The following is a 22150-nucleotide window of genomic DNA, read 5'->3' on the forward strand; positions in this document are numbered from 1 at the left end:
GCGGCGCACCCGCTCGCCCCGGGTGCGCCGCGCCGGCCCCCGTCCCCGTACACACGTCTGTCGCACCACGACGAAGGAACCCGAAGGAAACCGCATGACCGTCACCGAACAGAGCACGCCCGTCCGGCAGGGCCAGCCGGCCGAGGAGCGCCACGCCGCCGAACTCGCCTTCCTCGCCGCCCAGGACACCGGTCCGCGGCCGCCCGGCTGGGCGCTGACCCCGCGCGCGGTCGTCACGTTCGTCTGCGGCAGCGACGGAGTCGAGCTGGCCCTCCCCGGGCGGCGCGCCGGTCTGCCGTCGAAGCTGGTGATCGCCCCGAAGTTCGTCGGCGAGCGCGCACTGGTCGAGCGCTGTGTGGTCACCCTCGCCGGAGAGCGCGGTCTGCTGCTCACCGGTGAGCCCGGCACGGCCAAGTCGATGCTGTCGGAGCTGCTCGCGGCCGCCGTCAGCGGGACCAGCGCCCTGACCGTGCAGGGCACGGCGGGCACCACCGAGGACGCGTTCCGCTACGGCTGGAACTACGCCCTGCTGCTCGCCCAGGGTCCCACCCCGCAGGCCCTGGTGGACTCCCCCGTCCTCGCCGCGATGCGGGCCGGAATGGTGGTGCGGGTCGAGGAGATCACCCGCTGTCTGCCCGAGGTGCAGGACGCCCTGGTCTCCATCCTGTCGGACCGGCGGATCAGCGTGCCCGAGCTCACCGCCACCGAGGACGCGGTCGTCCGTGCCGCGCCCGGCTTCACCGTCATCGCCACGGCCAACCTGCGCGACCGGGGCGTCTCCGAGATGTCGGCCGCGCTCAAGCGCCGTTTCAACTTCGAGACGGTCGACCCGATCGCCGACGCCGACGCCGAGGCGGTCCTGATCCGCCGCCAGGCGGTCGCCGCCGTGCAGCGCGCGGGCGCGGCCTTCGCCGTCGACGACGCCGTCCTGGACGCCCTCGTCACCGTCTTCCGCGATCTGCGTTCCGGCCGCTCCACCGAGGGCTGGGACGTGGAGCGCCCGGGCACGGTCATGTCCACCGCCGAGGCCGTGCAGGTGGCGGCCTCGCTGGGCGTCGCCGCCGCCTACCTGCCCGGCGGGGACGCCCTGGACCTGCTGCCTGGCCATCTGCTCGGCGTGGTCCGCAAGGACGACCCGGCCGACCACGCCCGGCTGCTCGGCTACTGGGACGGCCCGGTGCGCCGCCGCGCCGAGAACGGCTCGGCGATGTGGCGCCGGCTCTGGGACCTGCGCGGGAGCCTGCGTTGAGGACCCTCGATCCCCGGACGGCCGTGGACGCGCTGGCCGCGTCCCGCGCGCCGTACCTCCTGGGTGTACGCCACCACAGCCCCGCACTCGCCGCGGTGGTGCCCGCCCTCCTGGACGAGGCGCGGGCCGAGGTGGTCTGCGTCGAACTCCCCGCCGACTTCCAGCCCTGGCTGGAACACCTGGCGGACCCCGAGACCCTCGCCCCGGTCGCCCTGGCCGGAGCGGGCGAGGGCGGCCGGCTCTCCTTCTACCCGTTCGCCGACTTCTCACCGGAGCTCGCCGCGGTCCGCTGGGCCAGAAGCCGCGGGGTGGAGGTCGTCTGCTGCGACCTTCCCCTCGGTGATCCCGGCTGGTCGGCAGGGGCCGTGCCCGAGCCGGACGCGGGCGAGGCCGATGGTGCAGGTGCGCCTGACACCGCACCCGGGCGTCGGCGCTCGTACGCCTCGGCCCTCGCCGCGGCCGGCACCGGCCGGGACGGCGACGACCTCTGGGACCGTGCGGTGGAGGTCCTGGCCCCCGGCTGCCCCCCGGACGCGGTCCGCCGCGCCGCCCTGGGCGTGGGCTGGGCCCTGCGCACCGACGCCGCCGTCCCCGCCACCGACCTGGCCCGGGAGGAGCGGATGCGGCAGGTGCTCGCCACCGCCTCGGCGGACGGTCGCCGGGTGGCGGCCGTGATCGGCGCCTTCCACGCGCCGGCGCTCCTCGCGTCCGCGGAGGCGGGGGGCCAGGTGGAGGCCGGTTCGGGGTCCGGTACGGGCACACCAGACGAGTCCGACGCCGCCGCGGCGGGCGCGGGAGCAGCCTCGGGAGCGCCTACCAGGGCGGGTGGCGAAGCCACCGCGGCCGGTACGGAGACGGGCCCCACCGGACCTCGCCAAGCGCGGGACGAGTCCGACGCGGGCCGCGAAGCCACTGCGGCCAGTACGGCGGAGGCGGATCCGACCGGACCGCGCCGAGCGGACGCCAGCTCGGACAGCTCCGGTACGGACACACCCGGCGGGGTGCTCACGGGCCCGCCAGACGAGTCCGACGGCGTCGGGTCCGGCCCGGGAGCAGCCTCCGGAGCGGGTGGCGAAGCTACCGCGGCCGGTACGGCGGAGGCAGGTCCGGCAGGACCGCACCGAGTGGGCACCCACTCGGACGGCTCCGCTACGGGCAGACCGGGCAGCGCGCGTACGGGCCCGCCGGACGGGTCCGGGACGAGTGCGGGAACCGCACGGACGCCCGCTGGGAGCGGGGCGGGCGGCGAGGGTGCGGCGGTGACGTCGCTCGTCCCGTACTCCTTCGACCTGCTCGACTCCCGGTCCGGGTATCCGGCCGGGATCCGCGACCCGTTGTGGCAGCAGGCGGTGCTGACCGCGGCGGGCGATCCGGAGCGGATCCGGGTGGCGGCTGCCGACGCGGTGACCGGTCTGTGCCGGGAGCTGCGGCGGGCCGGTCACACCGCGGGGACCGGTGAGGCCGCCGAGACCCTGCGTCTGGCCTGCGATCTGGCCGCGCTGCGCGGGCTGCCCGCGCCCGGGCGCGGCGAGCTCCTGGAGGCCGTCACCACCGTGCTCGGTCAGGGCGAACCGCTCGGCCGGGGACGGGCCCTGGCCCGGGCGCTGGAGGCCGTGTTCGTCGGTACGGCGCGCGGCCGGATCAGCCCGCACGCGCCGCGGTCCGGTCTCGGCCCCTCGGTCGAGGCCGAGCTCGCGGACCTGCGGCTGCCCCGGCCGGACGACCCGGACCGCCGCGACCTGCGCCTCGATCCGCTCCGTTCGCCGCTGGACGGCCGTCGCGAGGTGCTGCTCCGGCGGCTCCTCGTGATCGGTGCCTCGTACGGCGAACCCCTGGACGTGGCGAGCACGGGCGACGGCACGGCGCTCGGCACCAAGTGGCGTCTGACGTGGACGCCGTCCGTGCCCGCGCGCCTCGACCTCGCGGGCGTGCGCGGGGTGACCGCGGCCCAGGCGGCCGCCGGAACGCTCGCCGCGACCGCGCGCCAGGCGGCCGCCGAGGGCGGCCCCACCCCGGAGCAGATCCTGACCGGGCTGACCGCCGCCGCGCGCTGCGACCTGCCCGAACTGGTCGACGCGCGCCTGCACGAGGCTTCCGCCGTGCTGCCCGACAGCACCGACCTGCCCGAACTCCTCCAGGCCCTGGACCTGTTGGAGGGGCTGCGGCGCGGCCACTACCCCGGTACGACGCAGGACGCCCGCACGGCGGCCGGCGCGCTCGCGGAGGAGCTGCTCGAGGCCGCGGTGCGTTCCCTGCCCGGCCTCGCCGGCAGCGACAGCGCCACCGACGCCGGTGCGCTGGTGGCCCTCGCGGACCGGGCGGCCGCCCGGCATCTGGGCCTCCGGCTCGACCGGGCGCTCGCCGAGCTGGCCGCCGAGGGCGCCCCGCTCATCCAGGGCGCCGCCGTCGCCGTACGCGTACTGCTCGACCTGGACGACGCGGCCGGGCTCGGCGGGCGTACGGCCGGCTGGATCGACGGCGCCACGGCGCCCGACACGCGCCGGGCGCTGACGAAGCGTCTCACCGGGCTGCTCACGGCCGCCGGTCCGCTGCTCCAGGCGTCGCCGGACGCGCTCGACCCGCTCATGGACCGGGTCGATACACTGGCCGACCAGGAGTTCCTCGACCGGCTGCCGGCCCTGCGCGGCGGCTTCGACGCACTGGCCCCGGCGGCGCGCGACCGGCTGCTCACCACCGTGACGGAGCGGCTCGGCGACCGGCTCGACCTGTCGCTCGACGCCCCGCCCGAGCTGCTCGCCCTGTGGGCGGCGGCCGACGCGGCGGGCTCGGCCGCGCTGAAGACCCTGGGGCTGCCGGACACGGACGCGGACACCGACGCCGCAGTCGACGCCGACGCCGACGCCAGTGACCGGATCGCGCCGGAGACCGAAGTCGACGGCCGCACTCCAGGAATCGCGGACACGGACGACACGGACCGCAGGCTCGGCCGCGCCGACCGCTGGCGGCTGCTGCTCGGCCGCCACAAGGAACGGCTCGCCGGCGACGCGCGCCGCTACGCCCATGCCCTGGACGAGCTCTACGGCCGCGGACGCGGCGAGGGCGCGCAGGACCTGGACGGCGGCGCGCCCGGCCAGGGCGGCGGTCAGGACCCGTCCTTCCCCACCGCGCGGGAGTGGGCGCAGGAGCTGGAGGCCCTCTTCGGGACCGACGTACGGGAGGAGGTCCTCGCGGAGGCCGCCGACGCGGGTCGCACGGACGTGCTCGCGCAGCTCGATCCGGCGGCGGTACGGCCGTCGGTGGAGCTGCTCGGTGCGGTGCTGTCCCTCGCCGGTGGCATGCCCGAGGCCCAACTCGCCCGGCTGCGGCCGCTGGTGAAGCGGCTCGTCGACGAACTGTCCCGGGCGCTGGCCACCCGCCTGCGCCCGGCGCTCACCGGTCTGGCCACTCCGCGCCCGACCCGGCGCCCCGGCGGCCGCCTCGACCTCGCCCGGACCCTGCGGGCCAACCTCGCCCACACCCGGCGGACGGAGGACGGCCGGCTGGTCGTCGTACCGGAGCGGCCGCTGTTCAGCACGCGGGCGAGCAAGGAGGCGGACTGGCGTCTGGTCCTCGTCGTCGACGTCTCCGGCTCGATGGAGGCCTCGGTGATCTGGTCGGCGCTGACGGCCGCGGTCCTGGGCGGGGTGCCGACCCTGTCCACGCACTTCCTGGCCTTCTCCACCCAGGTGATCGACCTGACCGACCGGGTGGACGATCCGCTGTCGCTGCTGCTCGAGGTCCGGGTCGGCGGCGGTACGCACATCGCGGCCGGGCTCGCGCACGCGCGGTCGCTGATCACCGTACCGAGCCGCACGCTCGTGGTCGTGGTCAGCGACTTCGAGGAGGGCGCGCCGCTCGGCGGGCTGCTGGGCGAGGTACGGGCCCTGGCGTCCTCCGGCGCCCACCTGCTGGGCTGCGCGGCGCTCGACGACACCGGCACACCGCGCTACTCGGTGTCCGTGGCGCGGCAGCTCGTCGCGGCCGGTATGCCGGTGGCCGCCCTCAGTCCGCTCGAACTCGCCCGCTGGGTGGGCGACCGCCTCCGTGGAGAACCCCGTTGAGCACCGAACTCCTGCCTCCCGTCGCCCCCGACGTCCTCGCCGACGCCGTGGAACAGCTCAGCGCCCGGCTGCGCAAGAAACTCGACGCGGCGATCGCGGGCTGCGCCGACCAGGCCGCCGCCACAGCCGACGGGGCGGTCGAGGTCCGCTTCGGCGAGGACGCCGCGGTCACGCTCCGCCCCGGTCCGTCCGGCGCGATCACGGCGGCGGAACAGGCCGTGTGCTCCTGTCTGTTGGCCCCGCGCTGTCTGCACCGGGCCGCGGTCCTGGGCGCGGCCCCGATCGCCGACGGGGAGGGCGACGCGGGCGGGGCCGAGGAGTCGGGTACGGACGAGACCGACGGCTCGGGCCCGGGGCGCGAGGAGGGCGCATCCGCCGTCCCCGCCGCCGAGGTTGTGACCGAGTCCGTGGCCCCGGTCGCTCTCTCCGCGCCGCAGGTACGCGCCGCCTCGGCGCTGTGGGACGCCGCCGCCGAGGCCCTGTCCGCCGGTGTCACGGCGGGCGGCGCGGTGGTGCAGGCCGAGCTGCTCCGAGCGGCCCACACGGCACGGCTGGCCGGGCTGCCGCGGGCGGAGGCCGCCGCGCTGCGCGTCGTACGGGGCCTGCGGGCCGCCCGGGAGCGGCGCGGGGGCCAGCGGCTCGGCGACCTCGCCGAGGCCTTCCGTGAGCTGCTGGCCGGCGCCGCCCTGCTCGCCTCCGGATCGGCCGACGTGGAAGCGGCGGGCTCCGCGCGCCGGGTCTACGAGCAGGGCGGCAGCCTGCGGGTGTACGGGCTGTGCCGGGAGCCGGTGCTGTCCGCGACGGGTTACGGCGGAGTGACCACGCACCTGGTCGGCGCGGACGGCACCGGTTACACGGTCTCCGACGTGCGCCCCGGCGGTCTCGCCCGGGTGAAGGGCGCGGGGTCCGCGTCCGTGGCGCTCGGTGGCGCCGTCCTCGATCACGCGGGGCTGGCGCGCGGGGGTCTGCGGATCGTCGGCGCGACCGTCTCGGCGGACGGGCGGCTCGGGGCGGGGCGGGGTGTCAGCGCGACGCCGTTGCGCGGGGTGGACTGGTCCGAGAAGCCCGCTGCCGCCCTCTTCGCCCGGCCGGTGCGGGAGGCGATGGCCGACGTGCTCACCGAGGATACGGCGCCGGGTCTGCTGGGCTGTGACGTCGAGGTGATCGGGGCGGCCGGCGACTGTGTCGTCGTCCGCGTCGCCGGTGAGGGTCCGCTGCTGCGGCTCCGCCCCGCGCACCCCCATCCCGAGCTGCCGCACTCCGCCAACCTGCGCCGGATCGCCGAGCACCCGGGGCTCGCCCTGCGCGTGCTCGGCCGTCCCGACCTGGACCGGGCGGCGACGCTCCGGCCGCTCGCGGTCGGGCCGGTGCCGGGGGCGTCCGCCACGCTGCGGCTGCCGGACGGTTGGAAGGGTCACGCCGACCTGGGCTACGACCGGCTCCAGGGTGAGCACTTCCCCCGTGAGACTGCGGCAGCCGCGGCCCCCGAGCCGGTGAGCGCGGGACCCGACCCGCTGGCGGACGCTCCCCTGTGGCGCGTCCGGCGCCTCCTTGAGACGGGCGTCGCGGGCGGTCGCCGTGCCGTGGCGGAAGCGGGCCGCGGCACGGACGCGGCCTCGCTCGCCGCCCGGCTGACCGGGGCGGGCCTCGGCGGCGCGGCCCGCCTCGCCCGGAACGTGACGGTGGAGGCGGGCCGCCGCCCCCGCGACGCGTTCGGCCGCCTGACCGACCCCTCGGCCGACGCCTACGCGAGGGCCTGGCTCGCCTCGGCCGTGCACCTGGCGGCCGCGGAGCGGTCATTGGTGGCGGCGTCCTGGGCGTAAGCCGAGCTCCGTGAGCTGCCGGTCCGGCGTTCCGCGGCGCGGGAGCGTGGCGGGTGCGGGCCTGCCGAGTCGCAACCGTACGTGTCGCCACGCCCACGGAGGGCGCCGGGCCCGGCCGATCGGGTGAAGCCGGGTTCGGGGCGATGAGTCTGCGGGCACCCACAGGTCTACCTCTTGACGAGACCAATCAACGCACCGGGAGCACGCCATGGGACGCATCCACATCGCCATGTTCGCCACCCTCGACCTCGTCGGGCAGGCGCCCGGCGGCCCCGACGAGGACCCCATCGGGTTCCCCTTCGGCGGCTGGCAGGCGCCGCTGCTCGACGACGTCGCCGGCGCCCAGATCGAGGCCGCGTACGAGGGTACGGACGCCCTGCTGCTCGGCCGGCGGACGTACGACATCTTCGCCTCCTACTGGCCGCACCAGAAGGACGCGTTCGGCACGCTCTTCAACAGCATCCCGAAGTACGTGGCCTCCCGCGGCAAGCCCGACCTCTCGTGGGCCGGGTCCACTCAGCTCGGCCCGGACCTGGCCGACGCGGTCCGTGAGATCCGTGACCGCCACGAACACGTGAAGGTCGTCGGCAGCCTGAACCTCGTACAGACGCTCCTCCACGAGAAGCTCTTCGACCGTCTCGACCTCTGGCTGCACCCCCTCGTGCTCGGCGTCGGCAAGAAGGTGTTCGACGACGGCGCGGTGCCCACCAACATCACCCTCCTCGACCCCCCGGCGGCCAGCCCGAAGGGCACCGTGTACCTGCGCTACGCCCTCGCCGAGGGCACGCCCGCCACGGGCGACATGTCCCTGCCCGATCGAGGCGTGGGAAGCGACGCCTGAAGGCTGCCGGGCCCGGTCAGAATTCCAGATCGAGGTAGTCGATGTCGTTGATCTCCACCTCCGACAGGCCCGTCGCGCGGCGGCCGCCGTCCTGGAAGTAGGTCTCCCGCAGTCCGTCGGCGATGATCTGCCGCATCCGCCGGTCGTCGGCGCCGGCCTCGCGGGCGTCGAAGAGGCGGCGGGCGAAGGCGGCGGGGAGGTGGACGGTGAGGCGGCGGAAGCGGCCGTCGTCGGTGGTGCCGACCGGGGCGGTGTAGCCGAAGCGGGCGCGCGTCTCGACGGTGATGCCGCCGGTGGTGGCGGCGTGTTTCTGCCGGCGGCGGCGGACCTGGGGCTGCCAGCGGGCGAGCACGGCCGCCTCGATGTGGGCGGCGACGTCCTTGGGCGGGTGCTTGCGGGTGCCTCGGCGGTAGCGGTTGACGGAGTCCGCGGTGACGCCGATCTCCTGGCCGATCTCCTTGGCGCTCTGGTATTTGAGCAGGAATCTGATCCGGGCCTGGAGCGTTCGGGGTGGCGCCTTCGTGAAGTGTTCACGGTCGGCGCGCTCCAGGGCGTCGTCGATGTCTCCCACGGTGGTCACTCACCTTCGTCGAGGACGGCGTCGCCGCCCTTGATGTGCCGGGCCGGGTTGAGGCCTTGCTCCATCAGGTCGACCGCCCACGCCATCGGTTGGACGCCCTCCAGCTTGGCGAGGCCCGGGGAGGGGCCGAGGCGGAAGCCGCCCGGCTTCGCCTTGCCGGAGGCGTCGTACGGCAGGAAGTCGAGCGGCGAGGCGCCGGGGCTCGGGTAGACGACGCAGTCGGAGAGCACGGCGAGCGGGTAACGGCCGGTCATCTCCGCCATGTTGCGCAGCTTCCGGTGCATGTTGACCCGGGCCTTGGAGATGACGGCGGCGCGGATGTCGGGGCGCCAGGTGGGGCGTTCCAGGGCGGGCCAGCGGTCGCCGTCCCGGTAGCCCTTGCCCTGCGGGCGTTCGCGGAGCTTGCCGACGCCGCCCTTGACGGTGGCCTTGATCGCGGCGAGTACGGCGGCGAGCGCGGGGTCCTGCTCCTTGTGGTGTTCCATCGCGGCGAGGAACTCGGTATCGCTGAGATCCTTGGTGACGCCGAGTTCGGCGAGCGTGGCGACGTAGGCGTCCTTGAGGCGGTCGTGCCAGGGATCGAGGTACGCGCCGGTCTCGCGGCGCAGATAGGCCTCGAGGATCTCGACGTCGTAGCCGAGCTCCTGGGCGTACGCGACGGTGTGGGTCTGGTACCAGGCCGGCCCTTGCGGGCGGGTGCCGTCCGGGGTGAACGGTGAGGGCAGGCGCGGGTCCAGTTCGACGTGGGAGAGGTCGACCAGCCAGGAGCCGGGGACCTTGGGGTAGAAGCGGGGGCTCGTGAAGTGCTCGGGCTCGGACAGGCCGACGGTCAGGCGCGACGCGGCGGCGAGGAAGGCGGTGTTGAGGTCCAGGCCGACGGCATACGGCAGCGCCGCCTCGTCGCCGGAGAGCAGATCGAGGTCGCGGACCCACTGGTAGGCCTCCTCGTCGAGGAAGCCGCTCTTCCACCCGGTGTGCACGACCACGGGATGCTCGGCGGTGGCCTCCGGCGGCGCCGGGTCCATGGGCTCCGTGCCGAGGGACCCGGGGTGATGGCCGGACACCCACTGTCCGGTGGTCCGGTCCTGCACGGCCCTGGTCGGCGGGCGCAGCGCCGTCATCAGTTCGAGGCCCGAGACGGCCGTGGAGCCGCGCGGGGTGATGACCCGCTGGGCGTAGACGCCGAGGACGCGGGCGATGTCGGCCGGGTCCAGGTCGGCGACGCCGGGCCAGGACCGCTCGTCGAGGGCGTCCCAGGGCAGGACGGCGAGCTGCACGCACATCCGGCGGTTGCCCTCGGACGGCCGGTAGACACGGGCCCAGGGGCCGAAGCCGCGCCGGGTGAGCTTCCACTTCGCCTTCGTGACCTGCTTGACCACGGGATGGTCCTCGGGAAGGCGCAGGCCCCGGCGGTCCTCGAGTCGCTCGGGCAGCCCGAGCCGCGCCGCGGCGGAGGCGGTGAGCACGATCAGCGGGTCGGAGTCCTTGCCGTAGCGGTGCAGGCGCGGTGCGCCGAGGCCGGACTCGGCGAGGGTCCACTCCACCAGGTCCACGAGCGTGGTGGCGGGGCAGTCGAGGACGATGCCGTCAACGCCGTACGCGGATCCGTCGCCGTCCAGGACGGCGAGCGGGCCGTGCGGGAACCGCGGGTCCGACGCGGGAGGCGCTGTGGTCTTCACGGCCGGCCGGCGGGGGTGGGAGCGGGGGGCGGCAGCGGCCGGAGCACGGCGTGCGGACGGTCGCGCGGCTTGGGCGCCCGGAGCCGCCGGGGACTCCGGGGCACCCGGCACCGGAACCTGCCCGGACTCCGGTACGCGCGGGGTTACGGGCACGGCCGGGGTTACGGACACGGGCGCGGGCGCGGGCTCGTGCCGCGGCGGCGCGGGGTAGCGCTGGGCGAGGCCTTCGAGCAGGCGCCGGTAGGCCTGGAGGCGTTCGGCCCTGGGCTCCGCGCGGCCCTCCTCCCACGCCTGGATGCTGGGCAGCCGGACGCCGAGGGCCTGGGCGACGGCGGCCTGGGTCAGTCCGGCGGCCTCGCGCAGACGGACGCGTTCGGCCGGCGCGGGCAGGATCTGGCCGGATTCCACGGCGGCGAGGAGCGCGTCGACGGCCGCGAGCGGATCCGAGGGCTGGTTGCTCATGAAAGGGGTGTCTCCTGCCCGGTGTTACCGAATGCCCTGACGGATCTCCTCGAGGCGGGTCACCAGACGCTGGTAGCGCTGGGACGCGGCCTGCGAGGACTTCATTCCCTGATGGCGGGCGATCTCCCGCCACTCGAGGCCGCGGCGCCGGGCCTCGATGACCACCTGCGCCTCCATCCGGTCCAGGGCCGTCCGCATCTCCTCGAACAGCCCGAGGGCCGCGGCCACGTCCTCGTCGGAGACCGCCCGCTCCCCCGCGCCGTCGCCGTGCGCGGCGCCTGCCAGCAGCCTGCCCAGCAGGGCGGAGTCCTGCTGGAGGGCCTGTGCCGGGGCACTGTCGGGCAGCGGGAAGTCGGCGAGGCCGGCGAGCCGGTTCCGCGGTTCGAGCCGAGTGTCATCCGCCATGGCGCCACCCTAGCGGGCGCGGCAACGAAACAACGAAACGTTGTTCGCTTCCCCCGGTGGGCGTGTCGCGCACCCGGGTGCGAGGCGCCCGATGAACATCTGATCGATTGTCAGTGGTGGGTGAGACGGTAGTTCCATCAAGCCGGAACACCGGAACACCGGGATTTGGGGGAATTCGTCGTGTCCAAGAACCAGAATTACATCAACCATGTCGCTCTCGTCCTGGACGCCAGCTCGTCGATGTCGCACCTGAGCCGCAAGGTCGTCGAGGTCGCCGACCAGCAGATCGCGTACCTCGCGCGCCGGTCGCGGGAGCTCGACCAGGAGACGCGGGTCACGGTGTACGTCTTCGCCGACAAGGTGGAGTGCGTCATCTACGACAAGGACGTCCTGCGGATGCCGTCCCTGAAGCAGTTGTACCGGGCGGGCGGGATGACGGCGCTGCTCGCGGCGGCGCTGAAGTCGCAGCGCGAGCTGGCGCAGACGGCTCAGCTCTACGGTGACCACAGCTTCCTGACGTTCATCCTCACCGACGGCCAGGAGAACGCGAGCCACCGCAGCCCGGACGCGCCGACGAAGAACCCGCGCGCGCTGGTGGCGGCGGTGGCCGAGATGATCGAGAAGCAGGACGACAACTGGACGCTGGCCGTCCTCGTGCCCGACCAGATGGGCAAGCGGGAGGCCACGCAGTGCGGGTTCCCCAAGGACAACATCGCGATCTGGGACGCCACCAGCACGCAGGGTCTGGAGGAGGCCGGACAGGTCATCCAGGAGGCCACCGAGAAGTTCATGGTGGGCCGTACGAAGGGCATCCGCGGCACGCGGGCGGTGTTCTCGACCGGCGCGGAGGCGGTCAACAAGGACACCATCAAGGCGGCCGGCCTCACGCCGGTGAATCCGTCGGAGTACCAGCTGGTCGCGGTGGCCCGTGACGCGGGGATCAAGGAGTGGGTCGTCGAGAGCGGTCTCACCTACCGCACCGGCGGGGCGTACTACCAGCTGAGCAAGCCGGAGAAGGTCCAGGCGCGCAAGCAGATCGCGGTCCTGGAGAAGAGCACCGACCGGGTGTACTCCGGGCCGGAGGCGCGGGCGCTGCTCGGCCTTCCCGACGTCGAGGTCCGGATCAAGCCCGACCACAACGACGACTACACGATCTTCGTGCAGAGCACCAGCGTGAACCGCAGGCTCGTGCCGAACACGCGGCTGCTGATCATGAACTGATCCGCGGAGGCGTCAAGCCCCGGTCGGCCGGCTCCCGGCCCGGCCGGGGCGTACGGCGCGGGCGGGGGCGGCAGGGCGGGGCACGCGGCCGGGTGGCGGGGGCGGGCGGTCACGTACCCTGGGCGCATGCGTACGCGCCCGACCCTCAGCTGGACGCCCACCGAGGACCTGCCGCCCGCGACCACGGATCTCACTCCGGTGGCCGAGGTGCTACGGGCGGGCAAGGTGGTGGTGCTCAGCGGGGCGGGGATCTCGACGGAGTCGGGCATTCCCGACTACCGCGGTGAGGGCGGAAGCCTGAGCCGGCACACCCCGATGACGTACCAGGACTTCACCGGGAGCGTCCGGGCGCGGCGGCGGTACTGGGCCCGCAGCCATCTGGGGTGGCGGACCTTCGGCCGCGCACTGCCCAACGCCGGTCATCGGGCCGTCGCGGCCTTCGAGCGGCACGGGCTGCTGTCCGGGGTGATCACCCAGAACGTCGACCATCTGCACCAGGCCGCCGGCAGCACCGATGTCGTGGAGCTGCACGGAAGCCTGCGCCGGGTCGTGTGCCTGTCGTGCGGGACCTTCAGCGGGCGCCGGGAGCTCGCCGAGCGGCTGGAGGGGGCCAATCCGGGGTTCGCGCCGGTACCGGCCGCGCTGAACCCGGACGGGGACGCCGATCTCACCGACGAGCAGGTCGCGGACTTCCGGGTCGTGCCCTGCACCGTGTGCGGCGGGGTGCTCAAGCCGGATGTGGTGTTCTTCGGCGAGAACGTGCCGCCGCAGCGGGTCGAGCACTGCCGCGCCCTCGTCCGTGAAGCGTCCTCGCTGCTGGTCCTGGGTTCGTCGCTGACGGTGATGTCCGGGCTCCGGTTCGTACGGCAGGCCGCCGACGCCGGAAAGGCCGTGCTGATCATCAACCAAGATCCCACCCGGGGCGACCGGCACGCCCGTACCCGTGTCGCGCTCCCTCTGGGCGCGGCTCTGACCGCCCTCGCCGAAGGCCTCGCCGTGCCGCTGGAGGGCCGGGCGGACGCCCCCGCACCCTGAGGGCGCCCCCGAAACCCGCAGCGGGTGCGCGCTTGGTCAGTCCGCCCAGACGCGCGCGTAACAGCGCCCGCTACCCGGCACTCCGCTGTCCGTGAAGGGTGTTCTGCCGTGCAGGACGGCGGAGTTGTTCACCAGGAGGAGGTCCCCTCGCCGCAGGGGCAGCTTCAGCACCAGGGCGGGGTCCTGGAGCAGGGTCTCCATCCGCTGCAGGGCGGCGCGCCGCGCAGGGGTGAAGGGGGTGCCGGTCTCGTCCTGGCCGCGGTTGATCCAGTAGCGGTTGTAGTGCACGCGCAGGGTCCGGTCCTCGTGGCGGAAGACCGGGCGGACGCGGTCGAAGCCGGGACCGCGGCCGAAGTGGAAGTCCTGGTGCAGCTCGCGCAGGGCGTCCGGATGGGCGGTGGCGAGGTGGTCGTGCAGGGCCGGGCCGCTGGCGAGGAGGGACGCGCCGCCTTCGGCGGCCGGGCGGATGCAGAGGAGGGCCAGGAGCCTCGGGGGCTCGGGTCCCTCGCCGCGGTCCATGTGCGGGAGGAGGAGGTGTGCGTCGCCACTGGGGGTGGCGGGCGTTTCCGGTCCGGCGAGCGTCGGAAGGGCGGGGGCCGTGGTGGCGGTCAGGAGTTCGTTGGCCGAGCTCTGGAGCCGTAGACCCGCGGGGGCGCACACCCGGGCGACGAGGTGTGCGCAGAGCTCGACGGACTGGCGGTCGGTCAGCCCCGCGAGCGCCAGGCCGCGGAGGACGGCGAAGCCCGTCCCGTACCAGAGGGCGGTGTTGATCCGTGCCGGGAGTGCGCCTCCGGCATCGGCTTCCGTCGCCGGGATCAGCCAGTCCTCGGTCCTCAGCCCGGCCGGATGCCAGCCCAGAGGCCCCTCGGCCTCGCGGAGTCCGTCCGTCATGCCACTCACCCTCCCCGCCGTCCCGCCGTCCCGCCGCCGCCTCTGTGATCTCCTTCTCAGGCTGGCGGCGGCGGGGCCGTTTCAAACCGAGCGGGTCCAGGGCGACCTGCCCGGGCCGGTCGGGTGGGTGCCGGTGACGGCCATGACCACGGAGTAGAGGCTGGTCTCGGCGGCGATGAAGAGGCGGTTCCGTTTGGCGCCGCCCCAGGAGATGTTGGCGACGGCCTCGGGCACGACGAGCCGGCCGATCAGGGTGCCGTCGGGGTCGTAGCAGTGCACGCCGTCGCCCATGGCCGCCGCCCACAGGCGGCCGCCGTCGTCGAAGCGCAGGTTGTCGAAGCGGGCGCCGGGGCGTGCGGTGGCGTCGGCGAAGACCTTGCCCTCGGAGAGGGTGCCGTCGTCGCGCACATCGAAGACACGGACGTGTCCGGCGCGGGTGTCGGAGACGTACAGCTGCTGCTCGTCGGCGGAGAAGACCAGGCCGTTCGGTGCGCCGAAGCAGTCGGCGACGAGGCGCACTTCGCCGGTGTCGGGGTCGATGCGGTAGACGTTGTTGGCGCCGATCTCGCTGTCGGCGCGGTAGCCCTCATAGTCGCTGGTGATGCCGAAGTCGGGGTCGGAGAACCAGATCGAGCCGTCGGACTTCACGGCGGCGTCGTTGGGGCTGTTGAGGCGCTTGCCCTGCCAGCGGTCGGCGAGGACGGTGATGGTGCCGTCGTGTTCGGTACGGGTCACCCGGCGGTTGCCCTGTTCGCAGGTGACGAGGCGGCCCTGCCGGTCGAGCGTGTTGCCGTTGGTGTGGCCGGCCGACCGGCGGAAGACGCTGACCGCTCCGGTCTCCTCGTCCCAGCGCAGCATCCGGTCGTTGGGGATGTCGCTCCACACCAGCTGGCGCCAGGCCGGCACGTAGAGGGGCCCCTCGGCCCAGCGGCAGCCGGTGTACAGAACCTCCAGGTCGGCGTCTCCGTTCATGCACCGTCCGGTGCGGAAGCGCTCGTCGAACAGCTCGTAGAGTGCGGGGCCTTCGCCGGTCATGGTTCCCCTCCATGCCATGTCAGCCGAACCTTCTTCGGCTCGTTCGGGAGAATGCAGGATGAGCTATGGTCTCCACAAGTCTGTACCGAACGGAGAGTTGTGGATCACATAGACCGGACCCTGCTGGCCGAACTCCAGCGGGACGCCACCCAGTCCTACGCCGCGCTCGGCCGGGCTGCGGGTCTGTCCGCCGGGGCCGCGCACGAGCGCGTGCGCAAGCTGCGCGAGCGCGGAGTCATCCGGCGCACGACGGTGGAGGTCGACCCGGCCGTGGTGGGCGGCGGCGTCCTCGCGTATGTGATGGTCGACTCCAGCGCCTGGATGGGCGATTCGGCGGACGCCTTCGCCGCGCTCCCGGAGATCCTGGAGGCCCACGTCATCGCCGGCAGCGCCACGGTGCTGGTCAAGGTGCGGACGACGACAACGGAGCAGTTGCAGGACGTGCTGCGCCGCCTGTACGCGATCGACGGGGTGAGCGGCACGCAGGCGACGGTGGTGCTCGAGACGTTCTTCGAGCGGCCGGTGGCGGTGCGGCGGGACGGCGGCGAGCAGCCGGCGTAGCGGCGCCGAATTCCGCTTGCGGATCTTCACCCGCGTGGGGCACGGTCTCCTGGCACCGAAGCCGGAAGAGGAAGGCCGAGAAGATGACCGCGGAGCCGCGCCCCGCCGACGACCAGGCACTCGACGATCAGGGACTCGTCGACCACGAACTCGTGGAGGCCGCGGCCCGTGTCGCCCGGACCCGCAGCCACGGCGACAACCACACGATGGCGGCCGCGGCACGCACCGCGGACGGCCGGATCGTCACCGCCATGAACGCCTACCACTTCACCGGCGGGCCCTGCGCCGAGCTGGTGCTCATCGGTACGGCGGCCGCCCAGGGCGCGTACGAACTCTCGACCGTCGTCGCCGTGGGCGACCGCGACCGGGGCGTCGTGCCCCCGTGCGGCCGGTGCCGCCAGGTCCTCCTCGACTACTTCCCGGACCTGAAGGTCATCGTCGGCGCGGGCGAGCGCCTCCGTGCGGTCCGCATCACCGAGCTGCTGCCCGAGAGTTACGTCTGGGCCGACCACCAGCTCGACGGCGCCGAGTAGGTGAGCACCGACTCGGCGGGGCGGCCCGGGCCGCCCGCTCCGGCCGTCGGGTGGCAGGTCCGGGAGAGCCGATGAGACTATCCGTCAGCATCCACCGCACCCGCCTCGGCGCGACCGAGTTCACGGTCATCCGCCCCGCTCAGCCGCTGCGCCGTGCGGTGCTCATCGATCGCGACCGGTACCTGAACGCCTACGTCGACGAGCACGCCGCCCGCCGGATCGGCGGCCTGTGGGCGCTCGCGGCCACGTCTCCGCGCACCTTGATCCATCTGCCGATGCGCGGCAACCAGCCGCCCTCCGCCGCGCTGTCGATGGACCCGCCACGCCGGCTCGATCTCGTACTGCTGCACCACTCGCTGCAGTTCGCGCCGGCGCGCTGGAAGGAGCTCCGCGGCCGCCTCGGTCCGGGCCGGCCGCGGACGGTGACGCTGCCCGACGCAGGGCTCGAGGACGCATCCGGGATCGATGACGCGGCCCGGCATCACAAGGAGAACCGGGACCTCTTTCACCAGCATCTCCACGCCGAGACCGTCTTCATGACCGGCAGCACCAAGGTGTTCCGGGAGACCACCCGGCACTTCCTCGACGTCGCTCGCCACGGGCCCGCCCACGCCCGCTCCCACCCGAGCCGTCCGCACTACTGCGCGGAGCTCCACTCCAACGACGGCACCCTCGGCAACGCACGCGAGCTCCACATCGAGTACTGCGACGAATGGAACGCGTGACAGTGAGTCAAGGGCGGTAAAAATCCCCGAAATTGGTCTAGTCCAGGAGCCCTCGGGATGGACAGGGGAAACGACCGGCGGCACCCTCGACCGGTCTAGTCCACTCTTGGTCCAGACCATTGACCCGGTTCCTCGGCGGCCGCTATCCCGGTAGGCGCACCCCCACTCCGCCGCCGGCGGGACGGGGGTGCTTCCCGCCCCTCACACACCCCGGGACTGACTGACATGAGACGCATGCGCTCCTGGCGCGCGATCGTCGCCGCCGTCACCACCACCGTCGCCGCGGCCGGCCTGACCGCGCTCGGCGGTGGCACCGCCCAGGCGGCGACGCCGCTGCCGAACCGGGTCTTCGCGCCCTACTTCGAGGCGTGGACCGGCGAGAGCCCCGCCGCGCTGTCCGCGCAGTCGGGCGCCAAGCACCTCACCATGGCCTTCCTGCAGACCGCGACGAAGGGCTCGTGCACGCCGTACTGGAACGGCGACACGAGCATGCCGATCTCCGCCGCCGTCTTCGGCGCCGACATCACGACCATGCAGGGCCGCGGCGGGGACGTGATCCCCTCCTTCGGCGGCTACACCGCCGACACCACCGGCACCGAGATCGCCGACAGCTGCACCGACGTCAACCAGATCGCCGACGCGTACGAGAAGGTCCTCACGACCTACGACGTGACCCGTCTCGACATGGACATCGAGGTCGACTCCCTCGACAACAGTGCCGGCATCGACCGGCGCAACAAGGCCATCAAGGTCCTCCAGGACCGGGCCGCCGCGTCCGGCCGCAAGCTGGAGATCTCGTACACCCTGCCGACCACCACCTCCGGCCTGGCGTCCAGCGGCCTGGCCGTCCTCAAGAACGCCGTCAGCAACGGCGCACGGGTCGACGTCGTCAACCTCATGACGTTCGACTACTACGACAACGCCGCCCACGACATGGCCAAGGACACCCAGACCGCGGCCCAGGGCCTCTACAACCAGCTCGCCAAGCTCTACCCGGCCAAGACCGCCGCGCAGCTGTGGGGCATGGTCGGCATCACCGAGATGATCGGCGTGGACGACTTCGGTCCGGCCGAGACCTTCACTCTGGCCAACGCCCGCACCGTGTACGACTGGGCCGTCGGCAAGGGCATCAACACCCTCTCCTTCTGGGCGCTGCAGCGCGACAACGGCAGCTGCGCCGGCGGTGCCGCGGCCGACAACTGTTCCGGCATCGCCCAGAACACCTGGGACTTCAGCCATGTCTTCGCGCCCTTCACGGGCGGGACGACCACCCCGGCCGACGACTTCTCCGTCACGGCCGCCCCCACCGCCGGCACCGTGACGGCGGGCGCCTCCGCCACGACCACCGTCAGCACGGCCGTCACCTCCGGCGCGGCCCAGTCCGTGAGCCTGAGCGCCGCCGGCCTCCCGGCCGGGGTCACGGCCTCCTTCAGCCCGGCCTCGGTGACGGCCGGCGGCTCGTCGGCCCTCACCCTGTCCACCACCCAGGCGGCGGTCTCGGGGACGTACCAGATCACGGTCACGGCGGCCGGTCCCTCGGCCGCACACACCGCGACCTACGCCCTCACGATCACCGGCGGCACCGGGCACCAGTGCACGGCGGCGCCCTGGAGCTCCGGCACCGTGTACACCGGCGGGCAGCAGGTCTCCCACAAGGGGCACACCTGGAAGGCCAAGTGGTGGACGCTGGGCGAGGAGCCCGGCACGACCGGCGAGTGGGGGGTCTGGCAGGACCTCGGCGCCTGCTGACCCGCCCCTCCCGGTCCGCGCACCCGCCGACGCGCGCCGGCCGGCCCCCAACCGGCCCGCGCGCCGGCCCACCGCCGGAGCCGATTCCCCGCCTCCGGCACACGGCGGCCTCTGCCTCGGGCAGGGGCCGCCGACCCGCGTGCGCAGCCGGAAACCGGTTGCGAGGCGCCGTCACCGTCCTGTGTGCTCCTGGGCATGGCGATTTCCTTGAGCACGCCGGGAGTTGACGAACTGGGCAGCGCCGTGGAAGCGCTGCGGGAGTGGCAGCACGACCGGGCGCCGATGCAGCTGCATCCGGGCGACCTGGGCTGGTTCTGGCAGTCGGGGACCGAGGCGACCGCCGCGGCGGTCCGGACCTGGCGCCGGGGCGGCCGGATCCTCGCCGTCGGGCTGCTCGACGGGCCCGGACTGCTGCGGCTGACCATGGCGCCGGACGCGCTGCAGGACGGTGAGCTGGCGCGGCGGCTGGTCGCCGACGTGACGGCGCCGGAGCGGGGTGTGCTGCCCGCGGGGAAGGTGAACATCGAGGCGCCGCTGGGCGCCCTGCTGCAGAATCTGCTGGCCGAGGCCGGCTGGCCCGTCGACGAGCCGTGGACACCGTTGCGCCGTGACCTGTCGCAACCGGTGCGGGATCCGGGTGTCCGGGTCGAGGCCGCCGGGCCGGACCGGGCGCCGGACTTCGCGGCCGTGCACCGGTCCGCGTTCGGCGGGTCGCGGTTCACGGACGAGCGCTGGCGCAGGATGGCCGCCGGTCTGCCGTACGCGGACGGGCGCTGCCTCGTCGCGTACGACGACCGGGGCGCGGCGGTCGCGGCGGTGACGGTCTGGTCGGCCGGGCGGGGCAGACCGGGGCTGCTCGAACCGATGGGAGTGCACCAGGAGCACCGGCGCCGGGGTTACGGGGCGGCGATCAGCGTGGCCGCGGCCGCCGCGCTCCGTGAGCTGGGCGCGTCGAGCGCGATCGTCTGCACGCCGAGCGCGAATGCGGGTGCGGTCGCCACTTATGAGGCGGCCGGATTCCGCAGGCAGCGGGAGGTCAGGGACCGGTACCGGGACGTCTGAGCCGACTCTCGGCTTCTCGGCCTTCTGCCGGAGTGGTCGAGGCGCCGTGCGCGTTTCGGCCACTCCACCTCCGCGCCTCGTGCCCGTAACCACGCGGTCGGTGTAGCGGGCACGAACGTACTTTCGCTTGTTCACGGGGTTCGCGGCCCGACCGAAACACATGTGTTCGAGCGGGTGGGTGCCGTCGTTGATCCTCACGACACACCGTTCACCTGCGAGGTGGCCAGCATGAACCAGCAGAACGGCGGGACCGCCGTCGAAGGCACCGTGCCCGCTCCCCGGGCGGAGCCGCTTCCGCCGCCGCCCAGGACCGTGCACGTGGGGTCTCGGGACGGCGATCTGGCCGACGAGATGAAGGACACGTACTGGTCGGTCCACGACGAGGCCGCGGCCCGGGCGACGGTGCGCCAGGTTCTCGTCGGACTGCCGCGGATCACCCGGCTGATCGGGCGGCTCGCCTGGCGGGCCGACGCCCGCGCGACCGCGACCGTCGTGGTCTGCCAGCTCGTCTCCGCCGCGATGAGCGCGCTCGGGCTCGTGGCGTCCGTGGGGGTCCTGCAGAAGCTGTTCGCCGAGGGGCCGACACCCGACCGGGTGTACGCGGCCGTGCCGCAACTCCTGCTGGTGGTGGGGTTCCTCGCCGCGAGGGCCTTGCTTGAGGCTGTGGTCGCGGTCGCCCAGGCGCGTGTGACGCCCAAGATCAGGACCGCGCTGGAGCGGGAGTTCTTCCAGCTGACCGCGAACGTGCGCCTGGAGGCGGTCGAGGACCCCGACTGGCACGACGAGGTCTACCGGGCCAACGACCGCGGCCTGTTCTACGCCCGGCAGATCGTCGGCCAGGTCGTCGCCCTCGCCTCCGCGCTCCTCGGCCTGGCGGGCACCGCCGGTGTGCTCGGCGTTCTGCATCCCGCGCTGCTGCCGCTGCTCCTGCTGTCCGTCCTGCCGGTCGGCGCGGCGGCGGTGCGCAGCGCCCGGGCCAGGTTCCACTCGTTCCGGCGGTGGAACGCGCTGCAGCGGCGCGTCCGCGTCTTCTCCTGGCTGCTGCTCGACCAGGACGCGGCCGCCGAGCTGCGCTCGGACACCGCGCAGCAGGCGCTCCTAAACGAGCACGGGCGGCTGGTCGTCCGGATCGCCGAGGAGGACACCCGTCTGGGGGTCCGCGCGGCCTGGCTGAACCTGGCCGGCCGCACGGTCGGCGGACTCGGCACCGGGATCACGTACTGCGCGCTCGGCGCCATGCTGATCGCCGGGTGGCTGCCGCTCGCCGCCGGCGCCGGCGCGGTGCTGGCCGTCCAGGCCGGACAGAGCGCGCTCACCCGCCTCGTGGAGGTCGCACACCTCGTGTACGAGCACGCGATGTGGGTCGACGACCTGCTGGCCGTGCAGGCGCGCTGCCGGGGCCTGCAGCAGCGCACCGCCGAGGTGCGGGCCCCCGCGCGGCTGGGCACGGTGGCGCTGGAGGACGCCCGGTTCACGTACGCCGGGAAGGACACCCCGGCGCTGCGCGGAGTGTCGATGACGCTCACGGCGGGCGAACGGATCGCGTTCGTCGGCCCCAACGGCTCGGGGAAGAGCACCTGCGCCAAGGTCCTGGCCGGACTGCACGAGCTGCAGGAGGGCCGGATGTGCTGGGACGGGGTGGACGTGCGCGACATGGACGCGCAGTCGCTGCAGCGGCAGGTCGCGTGCGTGCTGCAGGATCCCGTGCACTATCCCTTCAGCGCGCTGTCCAACATCACGGTGTCGACGGGCAGTCTCACCGAGGCCGATCCCGAACGGGCCCTGGCCGCCGCCCGTGCCGCGGGTGCGGACGAGGTGATCGCCGGGCTTCCGGAGCGGTGGGAGGCGGTGCTGAGCAAGCGGTTCCGCGGCGGGCACGAGCTCTCGGGCGGGCAGTGGGCCAAGATCGCCGTCGCGCGTGGCCTGTACAAGAACGCACCGCTGCTCCTGCTGGACGAGCCGACCGCGAGCATGGACCCGCCCTCCGAGCACGCCGTCTACGAGGCGGTGCTGCGCGGCCGGCTCCGGGAGGACCAGATCACGGTCCTCATCTCGCACCGGCTCGCCAGCGTGGTCGAGTGCGACCGGATCTACGTCTTCACCGAGGGCCGCGTCATCGAGTCGGGGTCCCACGAGGAGCTCATGCGGCTCGGCGGCGTGTACGCCCGGATGTTCGCCCTCCAGGCCGCGGGCTACCGGTCCACCGAGGCGCCGACCGAGGAAGGGGCGGTCCCCTGA

Annotated in this window: 17 protein-coding genes; 12 read left to right on the plus strand and 5 right to left on the minus strand. The window is 73.9% G+C overall.

Annotation, left to right across the window (positions count from 1 at the left end):
• Positions 1-94: 94 nt before the first annotated feature.
• The 4 genes from JAO84_RS00280 (at position 95) to JAO84_RS00295 (ending at position 7974) form a co-directional block, all read left to right on the plus strand.
• On the plus strand, positions 95-1249 hold the full coding sequence (locus JAO84_RS00280; protein ID WP_370409323.1) for an AAA family ATPase: 1155 nt from the start codon (positions 95-97) through the stop codon (positions 1247-1249).
• Entirely contained in the window at positions 1246-5310 is a 4065-nt protein-coding gene (locus JAO84_RS00285; protein WP_370409324.1) for a DUF5682 family protein, read from the plus strand. The genes JAO84_RS00280 and JAO84_RS00285 overlap by 4 nt, the downstream gene beginning before the upstream one ends.
• The gene (locus JAO84_RS00290; RefSeq protein ID WP_370409325.1) at positions 5307-7133 is read left to right on the plus strand and encodes a hypothetical protein; all 1827 of its coding nucleotides are present in this window, start codon (positions 5307-5309) and stop codon (positions 7131-7133) included. Before JAO84_RS00285 ends, JAO84_RS00290 begins: the two co-directional genes overlap by 4 nt.
• A gap of 208 nt (positions 7134-7341) precedes the next feature.
• Positions 7342-7974 (plus strand): dihydrofolate reductase family protein, encoded by a 633-nt coding sequence (locus JAO84_RS00295; protein ID WP_370409326.1) that lies wholly within the window; start codon positions 7342-7344, stop codon positions 7972-7974.
• Positions 7975-7990: 16 nt separating this feature from the next.
• Here JAO84_RS00295 and JAO84_RS00300 read toward each other — a convergent pair whose 3' ends face one another.
• The 3 genes from JAO84_RS00300 to JAO84_RS00310 are packed head-to-tail and all read right to left on the minus strand — an operon-like array spanning position 7991 to position 11100.
• Complete coding sequence (locus tag JAO84_RS00300; protein WP_370409327.1) at positions 7991-8545, minus strand: XRE family transcriptional regulator; 555 nt, start codon at positions 8543-8545, stop codon at positions 7991-7993.
• A 5-nt stretch (positions 8546-8550) separates the two neighbouring features.
• A complete protein-coding gene (locus JAO84_RS00305) occupies positions 8551-10695 on the minus strand; it encodes a helix-turn-helix domain-containing protein (RefSeq protein WP_370409328.1) in 2145 nt (714 codons plus the stop codon).
• A 24-nt stretch (positions 10696-10719) separates the two neighbouring features.
• The gene (locus JAO84_RS00310; RefSeq protein ID WP_265865792.1) at positions 10720-11100 is read right to left on the minus strand and encodes a hypothetical protein; all 381 of its coding nucleotides are present in this window, start codon (positions 11098-11100) and stop codon (positions 10720-10722) included.
• Positions 11101-11280: 180 nt separating this feature from the next.
• On the opposite strand from JAO84_RS00310, the gene JAO84_RS00315 reads away from it, so the two are divergent.
• Positions 11281-12321: a vWA domain-containing protein gene (locus JAO84_RS00315; protein WP_370409329.1), complete on the plus strand. Its 1041-nt coding sequence runs from the start codon at positions 11281-11283 to the stop codon at positions 12319-12321.
• A gap of 126 nt (positions 12322-12447) precedes the next feature.
• Entirely contained in the window at positions 12448-13356 is a 909-nt protein-coding gene (locus JAO84_RS00320) for an NAD-dependent protein deacetylase (protein ID WP_370409330.1), read from the plus strand.
• A gap of 36 nt (positions 13357-13392) precedes the next feature.
• Here JAO84_RS00320 and JAO84_RS00325 read toward each other — a convergent pair whose 3' ends face one another.
• Together JAO84_RS00325 and JAO84_RS00330 are read right to left on the minus strand one after the other, a co-directional pair.
• Positions 13393-14247, minus strand: coding sequence for a TauD/TfdA family dioxygenase (locus JAO84_RS00325; protein WP_370409332.1), 855 nt, complete (start codon positions 14245-14247; stop codon positions 13393-13395).
• A gap of 81 nt (positions 14248-14328) precedes the next feature.
• Complete coding sequence (locus JAO84_RS00330; protein ID WP_370409333.1) at positions 14329-15282, minus strand: SMP-30/gluconolactonase/LRE family protein; 954 nt, start codon at positions 15280-15282, stop codon at positions 14329-14331.
• A gap of 99 nt (positions 15283-15381) precedes the next feature.
• Between JAO84_RS00330 and JAO84_RS00335 the strand changes: the two genes are divergently transcribed.
• The 6 genes from JAO84_RS00335 to JAO84_RS00360 all read left to right on the plus strand — a co-directional run bounded on the left by JAO84_RS00335 (position 15382) and on the right by JAO84_RS00360 (position 22150).
• A complete protein-coding gene (locus tag JAO84_RS00335) occupies positions 15382-15843 on the plus strand; it encodes an Lrp/AsnC family transcriptional regulator (RefSeq protein ID WP_370409335.1) in 462 nt (153 codons plus the stop codon).
• Positions 15844-15926: 83 nt separating this feature from the next.
• Positions 15927-16376, plus strand: a complete 450-nt coding sequence (locus tag JAO84_RS00340; protein ID WP_370409337.1) for a cytidine deaminase — start codon at positions 15927-15929, stop codon at positions 16374-16376.
• Between the two features lie 71 nt (positions 16377-16447).
• On the plus strand, positions 16448-17101 hold the full coding sequence (locus tag JAO84_RS00345) for a hypothetical protein (protein ID WP_370409338.1): 654 nt from the start codon (positions 16448-16450) through the stop codon (positions 17099-17101).
• Between the two features lie 225 nt (positions 17102-17326).
• The gene (locus JAO84_RS00350; protein WP_370409339.1) at positions 17327-18850 is read left to right on the plus strand and encodes a glycosyl hydrolase family 18 protein; all 1524 of its coding nucleotides are present in this window, start codon (positions 17327-17329) and stop codon (positions 18848-18850) included.
• A gap of 195 nt (positions 18851-19045) precedes the next feature.
• The gene (locus tag JAO84_RS00355; RefSeq protein WP_370409340.1) at positions 19046-19912 is read left to right on the plus strand and encodes a GNAT family N-acetyltransferase; all 867 of its coding nucleotides are present in this window, start codon (positions 19046-19048) and stop codon (positions 19910-19912) included.
• A 228-nt stretch (positions 19913-20140) separates the two neighbouring features.
• Positions 20141-22150: an ATP-binding cassette domain-containing protein gene (locus tag JAO84_RS00360; protein WP_370409341.1), complete on the plus strand. Its 2010-nt coding sequence runs from the start codon at positions 20141-20143 to the stop codon at positions 22148-22150.

Source organism: Streptomyces fradiae, assembly GCF_041270065.1.
Classification (GTDB): Bacteria; Actinomycetota; Actinomycetes; order Streptomycetales; family Streptomycetaceae; genus Streptomyces.

Excerpts from the sequence above, each read along its gene's own strand:
- JAO84_RS00280 (WP_370409323.1), top strand. The coding sequence starts at position 95 with ATGACCGTCACCGAACAGAGCACGCCCGTCCGGCAGGGCCAGCCGGCC.
- JAO84_RS00295 (WP_370409326.1), top strand. The coding sequence starts at position 7,342 with ATGGGACGCATCCACATCGCCATGTTCGCCACCCTCGACCTCGTCGGG.
- JAO84_RS00305 (WP_370409328.1), bottom strand. The coding sequence starts at position 10,695 with ATGAGCAACCAGCCCTCGGATCCGCTCGCGGCCGTCGACGCGCTCCTC.
- JAO84_RS00310 (WP_265865792.1), bottom strand. The coding sequence starts at position 11,100 with ATGGCGGATGACACTCGGCTCGAACCGCGGAACCGGCTCGCCGGCCTC.
- JAO84_RS00320 (WP_370409330.1), top strand. The coding sequence starts at position 12,448 with ATGCGTACGCGCCCGACCCTCAGCTGGACGCCCACCGAGGACCTGCCG.
- JAO84_RS00325 (WP_370409332.1), bottom strand. The coding sequence starts at position 14,247 with ATGACGGACGGACTCCGCGAGGCCGAGGGGCCTCTGGGCTGGCATCCG.
- JAO84_RS00330 (WP_370409333.1), bottom strand. The coding sequence starts at position 15,282 with ATGACCGGCGAAGGCCCCGCACTCTACGAGCTGTTCGACGAGCGCTTC.
- JAO84_RS00340 (WP_370409337.1), top strand. The coding sequence starts at position 15,927 with ATGACCGCGGAGCCGCGCCCCGCCGACGACCAGGCACTCGACGATCAG.
- JAO84_RS00345 (WP_370409338.1), top strand. The coding sequence starts at position 16,448 with ATGAGACTATCCGTCAGCATCCACCGCACCCGCCTCGGCGCGACCGAG.
- JAO84_RS00350 (WP_370409339.1), top strand. The coding sequence starts at position 17,327 with ATGAGACGCATGCGCTCCTGGCGCGCGATCGTCGCCGCCGTCACCACC.
- JAO84_RS00355 (WP_370409340.1), top strand. The coding sequence starts at position 19,046 with ATGGCGATTTCCTTGAGCACGCCGGGAGTTGACGAACTGGGCAGCGCC.
- JAO84_RS00360 (WP_370409341.1), top strand. The coding sequence starts at position 20,141 with ATGAACCAGCAGAACGGCGGGACCGCCGTCGAAGGCACCGTGCCCGCT.